Origin of the sequence: Serratia sp. SSNIH1, from assembly GCF_002935055.1 — a bacterium.
Lineage (GTDB): Bacteria > Pseudomonadota > Gammaproteobacteria > Enterobacterales > Enterobacteriaceae > Serratia > Serratia nevei.
The window spans coordinates 5150041-5165475 of record NZ_CP026383.1; the positions used below are offsets into that span (position 1 = coordinate 5150041).

At 60.0% G+C, this 15435-nt stretch carries 18 protein-coding genes; 5 read left to right on the plus strand and 13 right to left on the minus strand.

Annotation, left to right across the window (positions count from 1 at the left end):
* Window positions 1–23 precede the first annotated feature (23 nt).
* From hpf to npr, 4 genes are all read left to right on the plus strand, one after another.
* The gene (hpf, locus tag C3F38_RS24820; protein WP_004937038.1) at window positions 24–311 is read left to right on the plus strand and encodes a ribosome hibernation promoting factor; all 288 of its coding nucleotides are present in this window, start codon (window positions 24–26) and stop codon (window positions 309–311) included.
* Window positions 312–466: 155 nt separating this feature from the next.
* Window positions 467–928, plus strand: coding sequence for a PTS IIA-like nitrogen regulatory protein PtsN (gene ptsN, locus C3F38_RS24825; RefSeq protein ID WP_016930212.1), 462 nt, complete (start codon window positions 467–469; stop codon window positions 926–928).
* 129 nt (window positions 929–1057) lie between these two features.
* Entirely contained in the window at window positions 1058–1912 is an 855-nt protein-coding gene (gene rapZ, locus C3F38_RS24830) for an RNase adapter RapZ (RefSeq protein ID WP_015379177.1), read from the plus strand.
* Window positions 1909–2181, plus strand: coding sequence for a PTS phosphocarrier protein NPr (npr, locus tag C3F38_RS24835; protein WP_004937034.1), 273 nt, complete (start codon window positions 1909–1911; stop codon window positions 2179–2181). Before rapZ ends, npr begins: the two co-directional genes overlap by 4 nt.
* Window positions 2182–2221: 40 nt before the next feature.
* Here npr and C3F38_RS24840 read toward each other — a convergent pair whose 3' ends face one another.
* From C3F38_RS24840 to C3F38_RS24890, 10 genes are all read right to left on the minus strand, one after another.
* Window positions 2222–4138: a transcription antiterminator gene (locus C3F38_RS24840; protein WP_047729784.1), complete on the minus strand. Its 1917-nt coding sequence runs from the start codon at window positions 4136–4138 to the stop codon at window positions 2222–2224.
* A gap of 51 nt (window positions 4139–4189) precedes the next feature.
* Window positions 4190–5404 carry a lactonase family protein gene (locus C3F38_RS24845; RefSeq protein ID WP_055316835.1) on the minus strand — a complete coding sequence of 405 codons (1215 nt, stop codon included), beginning with the start codon at window positions 5402–5404 and terminating at the stop codon, window positions 4190–4192.
* Between the two features lie 412 nt (window positions 5405–5816).
* The gene (locus C3F38_RS24855; protein WP_033648993.1) at window positions 5817–6557 is read right to left on the minus strand and encodes a KDGP aldolase family protein; all 741 of its coding nucleotides are present in this window, start codon (window positions 6555–6557) and stop codon (window positions 5817–5819) included.
* Entirely contained in the window at window positions 6554–7672 is a 1119-nt protein-coding gene (locus C3F38_RS24860) for a DgaE family pyridoxal phosphate-dependent ammonia lyase (RefSeq protein WP_048234895.1), read from the minus strand. Before C3F38_RS24860 ends, C3F38_RS24855 begins: the two co-directional genes overlap by 4 nt.
* Window positions 7656–8795 carry an amidohydrolase/deacetylase family metallohydrolase gene (locus C3F38_RS24865; protein ID WP_055316837.1) on the minus strand — a complete coding sequence of 380 codons (1140 nt, stop codon included), beginning with the start codon at window positions 8793–8795 and terminating at the stop codon, window positions 7656–7658. Before C3F38_RS24865 ends, C3F38_RS24860 begins: the two co-directional genes overlap by 17 nt.
* Before the next feature lie 63 nt (window positions 8796–8858).
* Window positions 8859–9509 carry a DUF4310 family protein gene (locus C3F38_RS24870; RefSeq protein WP_004937013.1) on the minus strand — a complete coding sequence of 217 codons (651 nt, stop codon included), beginning with the start codon at window positions 9507–9509 and terminating at the stop codon, window positions 8859–8861.
* A gap of 11 nt (window positions 9510–9520) precedes the next feature.
* The gene (locus tag C3F38_RS24875) at window positions 9521–10297 is read right to left on the minus strand and encodes a DUF4311 domain-containing protein (RefSeq protein ID WP_004937006.1); all 777 of its coding nucleotides are present in this window, start codon (window positions 10295–10297) and stop codon (window positions 9521–9523) included.
* Between the two features lie 30 nt (window positions 10298–10327).
* Window positions 10328–10624, minus strand: a complete 297-nt coding sequence (locus C3F38_RS24880) for a DUF4312 family protein (protein ID WP_047729783.1) — start codon at window positions 10622–10624, stop codon at window positions 10328–10330.
* Complete coding sequence (locus C3F38_RS24885; protein WP_019453148.1) at window positions 10624–10989, minus strand: glycine-rich SFCGS family protein; 366 nt, start codon at window positions 10987–10989, stop codon at window positions 10624–10626. Before C3F38_RS24885 ends, C3F38_RS24880 begins: the two co-directional genes overlap by 1 nt.
* A gap of 36 nt (window positions 10990–11025) precedes the next feature.
* Entirely contained in the window at window positions 11026–11373 is a 348-nt protein-coding gene (locus tag C3F38_RS24890) for a glycine dehydrogenase (RefSeq protein WP_047729782.1), read from the minus strand.
* Between the two features lie 423 nt (window positions 11374–11796).
* Here C3F38_RS24890 and rnk point away from each other — a divergent pair, with 423 nt between their 5' ends.
* Complete coding sequence (rnk, locus tag C3F38_RS24895) at window positions 11797–12207, plus strand: nucleoside diphosphate kinase regulator (protein WP_004936993.1); 411 nt, start codon at window positions 11797–11799, stop codon at window positions 12205–12207.
* 37 nt (window positions 12208–12244) lie between these two features.
* Here rnk and C3F38_RS24900 read toward each other — a convergent pair whose 3' ends face one another.
* The 3 genes from C3F38_RS24900 to C3F38_RS24910 are packed head-to-tail and all read right to left on the minus strand — an operon-like array spanning window position 12245 to window position 15358.
* Window positions 12245–13033: a sulfite exporter TauE/SafE family protein gene (locus C3F38_RS24900; RefSeq protein WP_047729781.1), complete on the minus strand. Its 789-nt coding sequence runs from the start codon at window positions 13031–13033 to the stop codon at window positions 12245–12247.
* Window positions 13026–13907: a formyltransferase family protein gene (locus C3F38_RS24905; protein ID WP_047729780.1), complete on the minus strand. Its 882-nt coding sequence runs from the start codon at window positions 13905–13907 to the stop codon at window positions 13026–13028. Before C3F38_RS24905 ends, C3F38_RS24900 begins: the two co-directional genes overlap by 8 nt.
* Complete coding sequence (locus C3F38_RS24910; protein ID WP_055316839.1) at window positions 13904–15358, minus strand: FAD/NAD(P)-binding protein; 1455 nt, start codon at window positions 15356–15358, stop codon at window positions 13904–13906. The genes C3F38_RS24905 and C3F38_RS24910 overlap by 4 nt, the downstream gene beginning before the upstream one ends.
* Between the last annotated feature and the right edge of the window lie 77 nt (window positions 15359–15435).

The following is a 15435-nucleotide window of genomic DNA, read 5'->3' on the forward strand; positions in this document are numbered from 1 at the left end:
CCTCTATTGAGAAGGAAGACACTATGCAGCTCAACATTACCGGACACCACATCGAAATCACCGATCCGTTGCGCGAGTTCGTGAACAACAAGTTCGCCAAACTCGAACAGTATTTTGATCGCATCAATCAGGTGTATGTTGTATTAAGTGTGGAAAAAGTGCAGCAAATTGCGGAAGCAACGGTGCACGTGAATGGAGGCGAGTTGCACGCCACCTCGGAAGACGAGAATATGTATGCCGCAATTGATACGCTGATCGACAAATTGGCACGTCAATTGAACAAACATAAAGACAAATTGAAGCAACACTGACACCCTAACCCATTCCGTGAGGTTGCCTCCGTCGCAGCCTCGCCCTTCGGCGCGTGACCCGCATGGGTGGCGCGCCGAACGGTAATCAGGGTTAAAACCGACGAAAAACCGCCTTGCCGGGTACGCCCGGCAGCGCGGTTTTAAGTGAAGATGAGATGAACAACGAATATATGCAATTAAGCTCGGTGTTAAACATCGAGTGCACCAAAAGCTCGGTACACTGCACCAGCAAGAAGCGGGCTTTGGAAATTATCAGCGAACTGGCCGCCAAACAGCTCAATCTGCCTTCGCAGGTGGTGTTTGACGCGGTTCTCACCCGGGAGCGCATGGGCAGCACCGGTATCGGCAACGGTATCGCCATTCCCCACGGCAAACTGGAAGAGGACACACTGCGGGCCGTTGGCGTGTTTATCCGTCTCGACCAACCCATCGCTTTCGACGCCATCGACAACCAGCCGGTCGATCTGCTGTTCGCGCTGCTGGTGCCTGCCGATCAGTGCAAAACCCATTTGCATACCCTGTCGCTGGTCGCCAAACGCCTGGCCGACAAAACCGTATGCCGCCGCCTGCGCGCCGCGCAGAGCGACGAAGAGCTTTACCAAATCATCACCGAGTGAGGCCCGGCCGGCGTGACTTCCAGCCCGGATAACGCTACTGTTTCACGATGACGGATCCGGCTGCGGCCGGAATAACAAAGTTTCCACCGGTGGCGATGAACGCCGCCGCGATGCCAGGGGAGTTGCCACATGGTGCTGATGATTGTCAGCGGCCGTTCCGGTTCCGGAAAATCCGTCGCCTTGCGGGCGCTGGAAGACATGGGTTTTTACTGCGTTGACAACCTGCCGGTGGTGCTGCTGCCGCAGCTCGCCAACACGCTGGCGGAACGCAATATCTCCGCGGCGGTCAGCATCGACGTGCGCAACATGCCGGAATCGCCGGAAGTGTTCGAATACGCGATGACTCAGCTGCCGGACAGCTTCTCGCCGCAGCTGCTGTTCCTCGACGCCGATCGCAACACGCTGATCCGCCGTTACAGCGACACCCGCCGCCTGCATCCGCTCTCCAGCAAAAACCTGTCGCTGGAAAGCGCCATCGACGAAGAGAGCGATCTGCTCGAACCGCTGCGCTCGCGGGCTGACCTGATTATCGACACCTCGGAAATGTCGGTGCACGAACTGGCCGAGATGCTGCGCACCCGCCTGCTGGGTAAGCGTGAGCGCGAGCTGACCATGGTGTTCGAATCCTTCGGCTTCAAGCACGGCATTCCGATCGACGCCGACTACGTGTTCGACGTGCGTTTCCTGCCTAACCCGCACTGGGATCCGAAGCTGCGGCCGATGACCGGTCTGGACAAGCCGGTCGCGTCGTTCCTCGATCGTCATACCGAAGTGCACAACTTCATCTACCAGACCCGCAGCTACCTGGAGCAATGGCTGCCGATGCTGGAAACCAACAACCGCAGCTACCTGACGGTCGCCATTGGCTGTACCGGCGGTAAACACCGCTCGGTGTACGTGGCGGAACAGCTGGCCGATTACTTCCGCTCGCGCGGCAAGAACGTGCAGTCGCGCCACCGCACGCTGGAAAAGCGCAAACAATGACGGTCAAACAGACGGTTGAAATCAAAAACAAGCTGGGCATGCACGCGCGCCCGGCGATGAAACTGTTCGAGCTGGTGCAAAGCTTCGACGCCGAGGTGATGCTGCGCAACGAAAGCGGCACCGAAGCCGAAGCCAGCAGCGTCATCGCGCTGCTGATGCTGGACTCCGCCCAGGGCCGGCATATCGAAGTCGAAGCGACCGGCCCCGACGAAGTCAACGCGCTGGCGGCGGTGGTCGAGCTGTTCAACTCCGGGTTTGATGAAGATTAGTCACTGAGGGCGCTTCTGCGCCCAATCACTCACATGCCCCTCAACTCCGGCTCAGGCAGTCCAGCGCTACCGCTTTAAAGCTGTCGAAGCTGTCGCTGCCCAACAGGCGGCTCATTGAGCGTTCACGCACGAAGGTGACGAACAGCTCGTAGATCGCCATCGCCTCTTCATAGTCGCTCTTGCTGATCGCCAGCAGGAAAATCACGTGCGCGACCTCGCCTTCTCCCCAGGCGACGCCCTGCGGCGCCAGCAGCGTCACCACCACGGTCTTTTTGGCCAGCAGCCCCAGCGAGTGCGGCAGCGCGATGCCCTCGCCCAGCAGCGTGGAAACGATCGCTTCGCGTTCGACCAGCGACGGATAGAAGTCCGCGCCGACGTACCCCTCCTGCTCCAGCTGGCCGCACACCCGGCTGAACAGCTCCGCCTGCGTCAACGGCTCGTTGAGCACCATGAAATGCTCGGCGTCGAAGAACTTCTCCAGCATGTACGGTCGGGTGCGATCCACCAGCACCAGCTTGCCCAGTTGCTCCAGCTGGTAATCGGTCGGGAACGGCGACATCACCACCACCGGCTTGTTCTTTTCGCCGATGCGGGCGTTGGAAATCACGAAGTCTTCGTCGATATGTGCAAGCATCTCGTAATCGCGCAGTGAGACGATGCGCGTCATCACCAGCTGCGGATACTTGCGCGCAATCTGCGCCTGGATCATGCGCACCGTCGAGTTGCCGGTATCGCACACCAGCATCACCTGCGGGTGGCGTTCATAACCGATGTTGTAATGCCGCTCCAGCCCCACGCCGATGTGCAGCACCAGATAGCCAATTTCGTTCTCGCTCAGGGTATAGGGGGTGTATTTACCCCAGCTGGAGACCGCCGCCAGCGTCACGTCGTAAGCCATCGGATAGTGCTGCTTGATGTTGGCCAGCAGCGGATTGGGGATATTGATCTGGTATTTCACCCGCGTAATCATGGTCTTGATATGGGTGAGCAGATCGGCCCGCAGCTGCTCGTCGCCCTGCAGGTTGTAGTTATAGTGTGCGTTGATGTAGGACAGGATGTAGTCCACCAGCGCTTCTTCATCGTCGGCGTTGATCTCGGTCGGCTGCACGTCCTGCACGCGCCGCGCGGCAATGTTGACCCGCAAATAGGCCTCTTCGGCCATCGAGATCTCTTTGCCGGAGGCCGAACGCAGCTCCGCCGCCAGGCGGGTCGACACCTGACGCACCGCGTCGTCGCCGTCTTCCACCTCGAAGTCCGGCAGCGGATAGCCGTCGTTGATGCGCCGCAGCGCCACCGCGCAGTAGAAGATCAGGTACTGCTCGCCCTCGTCCGTCAGGCGAATGGCATATTGCGACAGCAGCGGGTGCAGCAATCCGGCGAACGCCGCTACCTGCGGCTGCAGCAGGATCTCGTTGTTGAGCAGCGGGTTCTCGGCGTCGGCCAGCTGCAGCTGGAACAGCAGATCGGTGAGACAGGCGCGGATCGCCATCTCAGCGCCGAACAGCTTCATACCGTAGCGCGGCTTGGTTTCGATCGTCAATTGATAGTGCGCCAGACGCTCTCTCACCTCAGCCATGTCGTTTTGCAACGTACCGCGGCTGACGAACCACTCGTCGGCCAAATCTTCCAGTTTAAGGGAGAAGGCTGAGGTCAAAAAACGCACCAGCAGATAATGCACCCGCTCCTGCGCGCTGCGCGGGGTGGCGTGCTTGCGGCGCTCCTGATGCTGCAGAGCGCTGAACAGCGCGGCGTTATCGACCTGCAGGCGATAGCCGGCCCCGCGGCTATGCACGAAACGCGCGCCGTATTTGTCCAGAATCTCGTTCAGCGCGGTGATGTCCGCCCGCACCGTGCGGGTGGACACGGCGAAACGCTTCGCCAGCTCATCCTGCGGCAAAGTCTCGGTTTGCAAAGCATCGAACAAGTAAGCCAAACGCGGGTAAGGAAATCGCACCATTCTGTGTCCGTCAATCAGGCAACCCGCCCGGTGAACCGGGCGGGCCACGGGTTACTTCGGCGGCGGCAGGAACGCCATTTGCGAGGGGCTGCCGATCGGCAGATAGCCGCCCACAAAGCTGAGTTTGCCGTCCGTCGGGTTTACGCTGAAGCGGGTAACGTTATCGCTGCGCTGGTTCAACGCATACAGATAGCGGCCATCCGGGCTCAGCGCCAGCGAACGCGGGTAATCGCCACGCGTCCAGGTTTCAGCCACCGGCCTCAACTCACCGCCGGCGCCCACGCTGAACTGGGCAATGCTGTTGTGCAGCCGGTTGGCGACGTACAGCGTGTCGCCGTTCTTACTGAGCGCCAGCCCCGAAGCGAAGCTGGTGCCCTGATACTCGGCGGGCAGCGCGGAAACCGCATGCAGTTGTTTCAGAGTACCTTTTTGGCGATCAAAACGGTAGCTGGTCAACGTCGAGGCCTCTTCGTTCACCAGCAGCACGGTTTCGCCGTCCGGATGGAACACAAAGTGACGCGGCCCCGCGCCGGCGGAAGAGGCGGCGATCCACGGCGGATCGTTCGGCGTCAGCCGGCCGCTCGCGGCGTCAAAGCGCCATTGGTAGATGCGATCCAACCCCAGATCGGTGGAGAACGCGAACTTACCGCTCGGATCGCTGGCGATCATATGGGCATGCGGACCATTGTGATCGCTGATGGCGAAGCTGCCGTTCACCGCCGCCGCCGGTTTGGCCGCGCCCGCCGGGCCCTGCTGTTGCTGCACCGAGCTGGCGGCGCCCAGGCTGCCGTCCGCTTCGATCGGGAAAGCCGCCACGCTGCCGCTGACGTAGTTGGCCACCAGCAGATACCGCCCGTCCGGCGTCGATGAGAGATACACCGGCCCCGCCCCCTGCGAATCCACCTGGTTGAGCTGCGTCAGGCCGCCGTCGGCCGGATTGACCCGATAAGCGGTGATGCCGCCGTGTTTGCCGCCGTTGAAATCGGCCACTTCGCTGGCGACATACAGCGTCTTGCCATCGGCGCCCAGCGTCAACTGCGCCGGATTCGGCACTTTGCTGACCAGCGTAGTGTGGCTCAGCGCGCCGCTGGCCGGATCGACCTGCACCCGGTAAACGCCTTCGCCGTTGGGATTGTAGGTGCCGATATAGGCGAAATGAGATGACGTGGAATTCATTGCATCCTCAGCATGCAGCGCCGGGCCGGTCACGGCCAGCAGCGCCAGGAACAACGCGGTGCGTCGGGTTGGAACCTGCCAGTTTCGCATAGTAATCCTCAGTATATATCCGTCATCTTTCAAGCCGCAGCGTTGTTGGCTGCCCGCACTCACCCCAGTCACTTACTTAAGTAAGCTCCTGGGGCTCCTGCGCTTGCCGCCTAGCTGCAACTTGAAAGCTATAGGCTATAGGTAACGGCGGCGCGGCATGCCGCGCCAGGGGAAAACCTTCGCCTCCCAGCGTTATCCCCGTCATACTTGAAGTTGCTTCTGTGTTGGCTGCGCAGTGACTCGGCCCATCCATGGGCCTCACCCCTTCGGGGCCGCTGCAAGCAGCGTTTAAATCTGCTCCCGGCAGATTTTTCACCCCAGTCACTTACCTAAGTAAGCTCCTGGGGACTCATGCTCTTGCCGCCGGGAAGCAACTCCAATTATTTAGGGCATACCTCATCCCATTGTGCGTTCAGCCCACCAGCTTTTTGGTCATCGCCAGCAGGGTTTTCACGTCCTGCGGACGCGTGTCGCCGCTGGCGGCGTCGATGATCGAGCTGTAGATATGCGGGATCACGCGTTTCACGCCGGCCGCCAGTGCAATCTCGACGATCGGCTCGTAGTTCTCCAGATCGATGCCGCCGGTCGGCTCCAGCATAAAGTCATGCTCGGCGCAGGCCTTGGCTACGTACTGGTATTCGTCCTTGCACTTCAAGCCGCCCATCGGGAAATACTTGATCGAGCTACCGCCCATGTCCTTCAGCAAGGCGATGGCGGTTTCCACCGGCACGATGCCGTCAGGCGCTGCGGCACTCAAGGGGCCGGTAGAAATCTTCACCCAGCCGACGCGGCCGGTCGGCGATACCAGGCCGTTGACCACGCTGTCGTTCTGGCCCAGCAGCGCGCGGCTGGCGCCGACGCCGGTAAACACCTGGTTAACGTGCTGCGGCTGCACCTGCTGAGCGATTAGGCTGACCATCGCCGACTGTTTCGGATCGCCGGCACCCAGGCCGACCGACAGCGCGTTTTCAATCAGGCGCGCATAGCGCAGCATGTCGGTCACCGCACTGTCGACGTCCGGGTAGTTCTTGGAAAGCACGCCCACCAGCACATGGCCTTCCGCCGCGGCGTAGATGTCCTGCGCGTTGGCTTTGGAGCCGGCCAACACGTTCAGGCAGACGCGGTCGCGATAGTAGTTAGGCTGCAGCTTCATGCTTGTTTCTCCGTAAACAGGTTTTTGATACAGCTAAAGACGGTCATCAGCTGTTGCTCGTCGACGCTGCGCACGTCGACCTCAATCTTGCCCTCGTTGGCCTTGTAACCGCGGAAGTAGATGGCAATATCGCCGGTTTTCAGCGCCTGGACGATGTCATAGGTCGACCGCCCCAGCACCGCTTCATCGAAGGCGATCTCGGCGCGGGCGATATCGCGGCCGGCGCTGTCCCAGACGGTCTTGGCGCTGACGCCGGTCAGGGTATTGAGGCCGTCGAGGAACGGCGTCATCCGCTCCACCATCTGTTGCCCGGTGGTTTTCTCAAGCGTCAGATAGCTTTCAATCGCCTGCGTCAGGCCGAGGATGCCCTCTTTGCCGACCTTCATCGCCCGGCCGATGCCGCCGGACTGCAGCTTCACCCACTCGACGTACTGTTTTTTGCCGATCACGAGACCGCTGGTCGGCCCCTCGATGGCTTTGGCGCCGCTGTAGATCACCAGATCGGCCCCCATCTGGTAGTAACACATCAGATCTTCTTCCGCCGCGGCGTCGACGATCAGCGGCAGATTATGCTTGCGCGCCACTACCGCCGCCTGTTCGACGGACAAAATGCTTTTCTGCACGCAGTGGTGCGATTTGACGTACAGGATCGCCGCCGTCTGCGGCGTGATGCAGGCTTCAATCTGCTCCGGCGAACATTCGTTGGCGTAGCCCGCCTCCACCACCTTGCCGCCGCCCAGTGCCACCATGGTGTCCACCGGCGCGCCGAAGTTGACGTTGTGACCGCGCGGCAACACGATCTCGCGCGGCACGGCGATCGGCGCCGAGTGCAGGTTCACCAGCAGATTGGCGTTATCTTTGACGATCGCTGCCGCCACCGACTGGGCGATGCCCGCCGAGGCGCAGGAAACGATCACCGCGTCCTCCACGTTGAGCAGATCGGCGATGTAGGCGCCGGTCTTGTTGACCAGATCCTTGATTTCGAAATAGTGATTCAGGCCGTAGTCAACGGCGTCGATCACGTCCTGGCGCGGCGTGGAAACGCCAAGAATGGTCATGCGGCCGGAGGTGTTGATCACCTGCTTCAAACCGTATTTTTCATAAATCGAAGACATGGGCTGCCTCCCCTTGTTCGGTTAATAGGATTTCCCCGGCCACCACCGCGGCCAGCGGCACCAACAGCTGTTCGCCCTCGGCGGTTTGCCCTTCGGCGTCGGCGAACACCTGTGGTTCGCGGCGCAGTTCAAACAGCGTGAAATCGGCGTCATAGCCCGGCTCCAACCGCCCTTTGCCGCTCAGCTGCAGCGCCGACGCGGCGTTCTCCGTGACGCAGGCGATCACCTGCGGCAGCGTCAGGCCGACGCTGAAAAATTTGGACATCACCGTCGCCAGGCTGTGCACCGGCCCGTTCATGCGGTTGCGGCAGTAAATATCGGAGCTGATGGTATGCGGCAAAATGCCCAGCTTGATCGCCTGGCGCGCCACCTCGAAGCTGAAGCTGGCGGTGCCGTGCCCTACGTCGAGCAACACGCCGCGCCGCAGCGCGCGCTGGATCGACTCGCGCAGCGTGCCCGCCGGCGTCAGAATGCGGTTCGGTTTACCGTTGTAGCAGTGGGTGATGATGTCGCCACGGGTCAGCAGATCGGCGATCTCGTCCAGATTCGGCGGGTTGTTGCCGATATGCACCATCAGCGGCAGCTGGCGGTTTTCCCGCTGGATCTCTTTGGCCAACACCAGCGGCCGGGTGCCGTTCTTGCCCACCACGCTGCTGCTCATGCGCGCCTTGATGCCGATGATAAAACCGGGATGGTTGGCGATGGCCTGGCCGGCCTCGTGCTTGTCGATGTCCGTCAACTCCGCCAGCTCGTTCTGCCGCAGCAGGCCGATGCGCGAGATGTTGAGGAAGGCGAAAACGTTGGTTTTGGCGCTGCGCGTCAGCTGATAAAAGGCGTCGATATCGTCGGCGCCGGTGCTGCCGGCATCGACCACGCTGGTAACGCCACTGGCGACGCCAACCCGATCCGGCTCGTCATGGTAAATCGGCGAGTCGGGATAGCAGTGCACGTGCGCATCGATCCAACCGGCGCTCAGGCGGCAGTTGCCCGCCAGATCCAGTTGGCGAACGGCGCTGACGTCCGCCGCCAACCGCCCGACCGAGGCTATTTTGCCGTCTTTCACCGCCAGATCGATCAGCGTGTCGTCCGCCAGTCTGGCGCCTCTGATTACTAAGTCATACATACCGCATTGCTCCTGTTAGCCCGGGCGCCGCCGCAGCATCGGGCGGCGCCTGGCGCAGGCCTCTTAAGAAATGGCTACCGGGAAGATCGCCCCCAGGATCATCGCGCCGAGGATCGCTCCGCCGGTGATCGGTTTACCCCAGATATAGAACAGCAGCGCGCCGAGCAGCGAACCGATGCCGATCGGGATCGAGGCGGTCATCGCCGACAGGATGATCAACGGCCCGAGGAAGCGGCCCGACGAGTTGCCCGCGCCCATCATCACGTCCGCCCCGTAGGTGGAGTTGCTCTGATTGATGGTGAATTTGCGCGCCAGGATGATCACGTAACCGATCGCCAGGCCGATGATCAGGCCGGTGGCCAGCGAAGCGGCGAAGTTGGCGACCGGGAACACGATGCCGGCCCCCAGCAGCAACGCCGGTACGCCCAGCCCGACGCCGGTCTGGATCGCGCCACCGATGTCCAGGATACCCACCAGCGAGCCTTCGATGATGCGCGCGAACAGGAAGCTGGCGCCGAACGCCGCCACCGCGCCATACACGCCGGTATCCATCCCCGCCCGCAGCATGGAAACGAACGCCACTTCGTTAAAGGCGCCGATGCCGTACAGGTAGTACATGTGCGTCCCGGCGAACACGCCGGAGGACAGCAGGCCAACAAAAATCGGGAATGACCAGTCGGCGTACCAGAAGCCTTTTTGGGTTTGCTCTTCCATCATCCCGCTCCTTATTTACCGCTCAGGGTGTTGTGAATGGCGTCCAGCCAGCCCGGCACGCCGAGGCTGAAGGACTCGAGAACTTTCATGTCGAAGCCGCGGAAGAAGCCGCTCAGCACGAACAGCAGCACGATCACCGCCATCATGATCTTGGTGATCTTGTTCCAGCCACTCTCTTCCACGCCTTTGCCGATCAGAATGCCCAGCACCAGGCCCGGTACGGCGTTGCCCATGATCAGCTGCGCCAGGCCGCCGAAGATGGTGCCCCAGAAGCCGGAACGGCGCCCGGCGTCGATCGCCGCCAGCCAGAAGATCACCGGCATCACGGTGTTCACCAGCAGGTTGGCCGCCGGCACCAGCACCTTGATCGCGGTGACCTGCAGCGCGGCAGGCACGGCGGAAGCGGTGGTGTTGAGGAACGCCACCACCAGCATGCCGATGATGCCGCAGGCAATAGCCATTTTTTTCGGATCGTGCAGCGTTTGCGCCAGATTGCGGTTCTTGACCATCAGGGCCGCCGCGCCCCAGTGCGGGATGATGCGGTGGTCGACGTCCTGCGTGAAGGAACCCGCCGCCACGGAAGACGCCCAGGCGTTGAAGAAGAAGCCCAGACCGAATGAGAAGTGGGAAGCCGGATCGCCCTCGCAGGAATTCAGCTCGCCCAGGGTGCGAAACGCCCCCATGCCCTGTGTTGTCGGTGCGTGGAACATGCGCGCGGCGCCGGCCCCTACGCCGACCCCCACCAGCCCACCGATAATAATCGATTTAAATAAGATGATTAAAAACATCAGTATACCCTTTCATTTATGCTAACGTTTTTATTTCGTGACGAAGACAACCTTCTCGGTATTGATAATGGTTACGTTCACGGTTATTTCCAGAGAAACGGCATAGCGCTTTCTTTCACGCGGCAAAAAGAAGAAAAGAAATTTCTCTTTAGTTATTTTCTCTTCCGCTTTCACTACGCTGACGTCCTGCGGCTCGATACGCAGCAGAATATTGTTGGTGGACTTTAATACCGCGCCCTGCACATTAGCCAAGGCGGAAGCAAAAGCTTTCGCTTTGCTGTCGCCTTTACCCTCCACCTTTACCGATGTGGTATATTGCTCTTTCATTATGGATTGCCATGTTTTTTGACGTAGGCTTCCACCAGTTTCTGGCCCAGCTCTTCTTTATCCATAAAGCCGAAGCCCAGCACGTTGTAGCCTTCGTTAATTGCCGTCACGCCCTCTTCCACCGAACGCATGCCATATTTAGCCTTGTAGCCGTGTTTGGTTTGCGCGGTAATCGCGCCGGCGCCGCCGCTGCCGCAAAAAGAGATGCCCAGCTGCGCGTTTTCCGCTTTCATGACGTCGCCCAGCTTCATGTCCGCCGCGACGCCGGGGATGACCACCGCTTTTCCGCCTGCACTTTCAACGCCTTGGCCAACTTTTTGCCCTTTGCCCAGGCGATCGCCGATCACTACGGTAATTTGACCCATGGTATATTCTCCTGATTGAAATCGATGCGTTAACCGCTATGCGTTATTATCTTTCGCCACTTCGAAGTGCACTGACAGCAAATAGGCTTCTTCGATAGGCAATGTGCCAAACTGATTCACCACGCGCTCCGCCATTTGCATGGATTCGGCAGAGATTTCGTCGAACAACGATTTATCCACCTCCGGCAACGGCTCACCGGTTATTGAACGCAGCACCATGGCGCGAATATGCGATTCCAGCATCTGTTGCTGCACCGCATTGGTATAAATATTTTCAGCATTCAGCATTGCGGTAATATCCGCCAACACCCGAGCAGCGATCGCTCCGGCTTCGCTGACATCGGATTGTTCAATTTCTTTTATCGAAGCAGATCCATCATTCACTTTTCAGTACCCCTAGATCCTACATTAATCAGTAAGCCGTAAAGCGCATCACCTGAATAACCCGCTTTCTATGATGTCTTTACCCTACCCCCGGTAGGATTTTCTGTGTAGACCGGTTTTTTCCAGTTCGAAGTGGAAATCGAATGACGCGCGGGGATCCATTTCGCAAAACGGCACTGCGGTGAAAAAGTCAATGAGATAACAAATAGATAACCGGACTAACCGTTTCTTTTGCCACGATTGACGATAAAAGCCTTCGTGATCGGGATCTCTTTCTTTTCTCGCCCCAACCGCCTACTATCAATAGGACAAATCGACATTACCCACACCCCCGCTCCTCTGGCGCGGGGGTGTTGCTTTGTGTTGTTTTTCCGAATTTATGGGTGCACAGACTGGCACCCTTTGATTTGACTGGAGAGTGGAATGACCAAACCCATCATTACTATTAATGAGCTGGATGCGGAACGCCTGGATGCGCTATTGGAACAACCGGCCTTTGCCAACACCGACGTCGCCGCCGCGCTGAACGACGAGTTGGATCGCGCGGAAATCCTGCCGCCGGAGAAAATGCCGGCCAACGTGGTGACCATGAACAGCCGCGTGCGTTTTCGCGATCTGCACACCGATGAAGAGCACGTGCGCACGCTGGTTTACCCGGCATCGCTGAAAGACAGCCACGATCAGCTGTCAGTGATGGCGCCGCTGGGCGCAGCGCTGCTCGGCATGCACGTCGGCAAGCAGATCTCCTGGCAATTGCCGAACGGTGAAGAAGCGCGGATTGAAGTGCTGGAATTGCTGTACCAGCCGGAAGCGGCGGGCGAATACCACCGTTAAGCGGTTCTCAGGGCGGCATCCGGCCGCCCTTTCTGTTTCAGAGGCAGATAGCGATTAGCACGGCGATCAGCAGCAGCACGTAGATTTTGGCATGCAGCGCATCGCTCACCTTAGGCAAACAGCGCCTGGCAAACACGATCCCCGCAATCCCCGCGACCACCAGCAACCCCAGAATGTTGAGATTGACGTAGCCCAGATACTGCGGCCCGCTCATCTCGTGCCACCCCAACACGATATACATCAGCGCCCCGATCACCGCCACCGGGATCGACAGCGGGTTGGCGGCGCTGACGCAATACTTCATGTCGTAACCATGGCGGCGCAGCAGCGGCACGGTCATCACGCTGCCGCCCACCCCCAGCAGGGTGGCGATGCCGCCGATCAGCGGCCCGCCGCCCCACAGCGTGACGGTGGACAGTTCGGCGCGCGCCGGTTTGATCAAAAAACCCCGGCGGAACAGGCAGTCGGCGATGGTCACTGCCATATAGACCACAAACAGCCCGCGGATCACGCCGTCCGCCAGCAGCGAAGAGGCGAACGCGCCCAGCGCCGCGCCGATGCCGATGAAAAAGATCAGCGGCACGATGGTTTCACGCAGCAGGTTGCCGCTGCGCCAGTTGGTCAGCGTGGCGTAACTCGCGTTGAGGATCATCACCGCCGTCGAGGTCGCCACCGCGATATGCATCGCCTGGCCGGGCTGCTCGCCCGAGGCGGAGATCAAGTGATAGACGAAAGGCACCACCACAAAGCCGCCGCCGAAGCCGAACAGAATGGTGGTGATGCCGGTCAGAAAACCGGCACCCAGTACAATCAAGGTTTCAATCATGGCCGTGCGCCCGCACGAAGTCGTCGAACCCGGCGCAGAACTGCCCCGCCAACGGGTGGAAACGATCGCCGACGAACAACCCCAGATACTGCTCGCGCACGGCGTCATGGTCCACCAGCTCAATGCCCGCCTGTTCTGCCTGCGCCAGCGTCTGCGCGTCCGGGAAACCCCAGTAGCGTGAATCGCCCTGCTTTTCCGCCGCTATCGCTTCGCTATGCTCCGCCCGCATCAGCTGACGCGCCAGGAAAGTGCCGCTCTGCACGCCCAACAGCATCATGTTTTCCAGGAACGACAGATCGTGACGCAGCTCGGCGGGCAGGCGGGCGATCACCGGGCCGGCGTCCCAGTGTTCATCCATTTCATGCAGCGTTACCGCACAGTCCCTGTCACCGTTCATCATCGCGCGGAACAGCGTCATCACCCCGCGATAGCGCGGCAAATCCCCCGGATGCAGGTTCCAGAGCAGCTTGCCGCGTCGGCTGAAGGCGCGCACATAGTCGGCGGAGAATTTCTGATAACAGCGCAGGGAGATCACCCCATCCATATGCCCCAGGCTGCTGATAAACGCGGTGTCGTTGATGTCGAGAACGCGATGCGCTTTGACCCCGGCGGCGGCCAGGAACAGCGCCGGCGGCTGATAGGCGCCCTCGCAGGCGGCGGCGTTGCGGCCCACGAACGGGAACACGAAATCGTTCAGCACTTCGCGCTCATACAGCCCCAGGCGGCGAACCGCCGGCTCCTGCGTGCGCCCGGCGCTTTTCGCCAGGGGAAAATACACCGTAAAGGCACACTCGCCTTTCAGGGCGGCGATCAGATCCTGGCACACCAGCCAGGAGAAAATGTCGTTGCCGACAAAGAGCGCTACGTTTTTCATACTTCAGCCTTCTTTGCGTTGAAAATAGGGTTGTTGAATACGATCTTGCTGATATCCCGCGTGATGGATTCCATCGCCGAGGTGTAAAACAGGTCGCCCTTGGCGGGCGCGCCGAGCGAGTAGAGATGCTGCTCGCGGCCGCGCCGGTCGGCGATTTTCAGCGTGTGCGGGTTGCACTTCACGCCGCCGAACAGGTTCTCTTGCACCAGCCCGTCTTGCAGCAGCTGATGGCTCAGGCGGTTGGGCGGCAGTTGATAGGAAGGCGTGGTGCAGTTGAACAGATACTGCGCGTGCACCCGCGTCTCATGGCAACGGAGGGTAAACCCGTCCTCTCCCTTGCTGATATCCGCCAGGCCACCGCAGGCGCGCAGGCGTTGGCTCTCCAGCGCCGCCACGATCTTGTTGGCGTTCTTGATCGGCATGGCGTGCCGATTGCGCATCCAGGAGGAGTTGTAAAAGCGCATGAAGACCTGCCGGTTGTTGGCATCCATCTTGACCCAGGCGGCGCACACCGCCGGGTGGATCGCCGCCAGATAGCTGCAAATATGCTCCCGGGCAAAACGCGCGCGATTGAGGCTGTCCGACAGATCGCGGTAACAATCGCGCCTTTCCCCCAGCGCCGAGAGCACCGTCAACCGTTCCGGCCCCGGATAGTGGCGCGCCAGCGCGGCATTGATCGCATGCACCAGCTGATGCGCATCAATGAAATCGCTGCCGGCGACAAAGCGCCGCACCCCCTCCACAAACGCCTCCGGCGGCGGACGCATCAGCGCCGGCTGCACGCTGGGGAACAGGCCCGAGCGCGATAAAGCGCAGATGTCGGTCGCCCCCAGGCGCTCCATCAGCTCTACGATGGCGTCAATCGCCGTCAGGCTGCAGCCGATCACGCCGATAGTCGAATAAGGGTTGATCGGCGGCAGATCCTGGTGGGCCTGATAGGCGATCACCCCGTCCACCGGATAGAGACATTCCGGCGGGTTGTGCCCTGAGCACAGCACCAGCGCGTTCATCTGCTCGACGCCGCCGCAGGCGGTGGTCAGCCGATAGCCGGCTTCGTGCGGCGCGATGGCATTCACTTCGGCGGTCACGAAATTCAGCGTCACGTTACTGTCCGCCGCCATATAAATCGTCATGTCGCGAATAAAATCGAGATATTCCCGATACAGCCAGCGCGGCGGATAACGATCCTGGCAAAACTGCGGGAAATGCATGGCAATCCAATCAACAAAGTGCGCATCGTCGAAAATATCCGCCGACATGTTTTCCGGCGTCATATTTAATATATGGCTGTCAAAATCGCTGCTGTATGCCATACCGCCCTTGAAGCCCTGCTTGTCGAAAACCTTCAGAGATAGCGGTCTTTTGCAATGATTAACCGACTTATTTTTTATAAAGTTATACGCAAAAGAGATCCCGGCGGCTCCGCCGCCAATCACACCGAACTTATACATGAAATATCACCTTATAGTCATTGAACTGCGCTAAGAACTATTGCTTCAGGTGTTGGAATAAAATGACGCTTTATTCC

Bases quoted from the DNA above. Each gene is read 5' to 3' on its own strand.
- hpf (WP_004937038.1), top strand. From the start codon at position 24: ATGCAGCTCAACATTACCGGACACCACATCGAAATCACCGATCCGTTG.
- ptsN (WP_016930212.1), top strand. From the start codon at position 467: ATGAACAACGAATATATGCAATTAAGCTCGGTGTTAAACATCGAGTGC.
- rapZ (WP_015379177.1), top strand. From the start codon at position 1,058: ATGGTGCTGATGATTGTCAGCGGCCGTTCCGGTTCCGGAAAATCCGTC.
- npr (WP_004937034.1), top strand. From the start codon at position 1,909: ATGACGGTCAAACAGACGGTTGAAATCAAAAACAAGCTGGGCATGCAC.
- C3F38_RS24840 (WP_047729784.1), bottom strand. From the start codon at position 4,138: ATGGTGCGATTTCCTTACCCGCGTTTGGCTTACTTGTTCGATGCTTTG.
- C3F38_RS24845 (WP_055316835.1), bottom strand. From the start codon at position 5,404: ATGCGAAACTGGCAGGTTCCAACCCGACGCACCGCGTTGTTCCTGGCG.
- C3F38_RS24855 (WP_033648993.1), bottom strand. From the start codon at position 6,557: ATGAAGCTGCAGCCTAACTACTATCGCGACCGCGTCTGCCTGAACGTG.
- C3F38_RS24860 (WP_048234895.1), bottom strand. From the start codon at position 7,672: ATGTCTTCGATTTATGAAAAATACGGTTTGAAGCAGGTGATCAACACC.
- C3F38_RS24865 (WP_055316837.1), bottom strand. From the start codon at position 8,795: ATGTATGACTTAGTAATCAGAGGCGCCAGACTGGCGGACGACACGCTG.
- C3F38_RS24870 (WP_004937013.1), bottom strand. From the start codon at position 9,509: ATGGAAGAGCAAACCCAAAAAGGCTTCTGGTACGCCGACTGGTCATTC.
- C3F38_RS24875 (WP_004937006.1), bottom strand. From the start codon at position 10,297: ATGTTTTTAATCATCTTATTTAAATCGATTATTATCGGTGGGCTGGTG.
- C3F38_RS24880 (WP_047729783.1), bottom strand. From the start codon at position 10,624: ATGAAAGAGCAATATACCACATCGGTAAAGGTGGAGGGTAAAGGCGAC.
- C3F38_RS24885 (WP_019453148.1), bottom strand. From the start codon at position 10,989: ATGGGTCAAATTACCGTAGTGATCGGCGATCGCCTGGGCAAAGGGCAA.
- rnk (WP_004936993.1), top strand. From the start codon at position 11,797: ATGACCAAACCCATCATTACTATTAATGAGCTGGATGCGGAACGCCTG.
- C3F38_RS24900 (WP_047729781.1), bottom strand. From the start codon at position 13,033: ATGATTGAAACCTTGATTGTACTGGGTGCCGGTTTTCTGACCGGCATC.
- C3F38_RS24905 (WP_047729780.1), bottom strand. From the start codon at position 13,907: ATGAAAAACGTAGCGCTCTTTGTCGGCAACGACATTTTCTCCTGGCTG.
- C3F38_RS24910 (WP_055316839.1), bottom strand. From the start codon at position 15,358: ATGTATAAGTTCGGTGTGATTGGCGGCGGAGCCGCCGGGATCTCTTTT.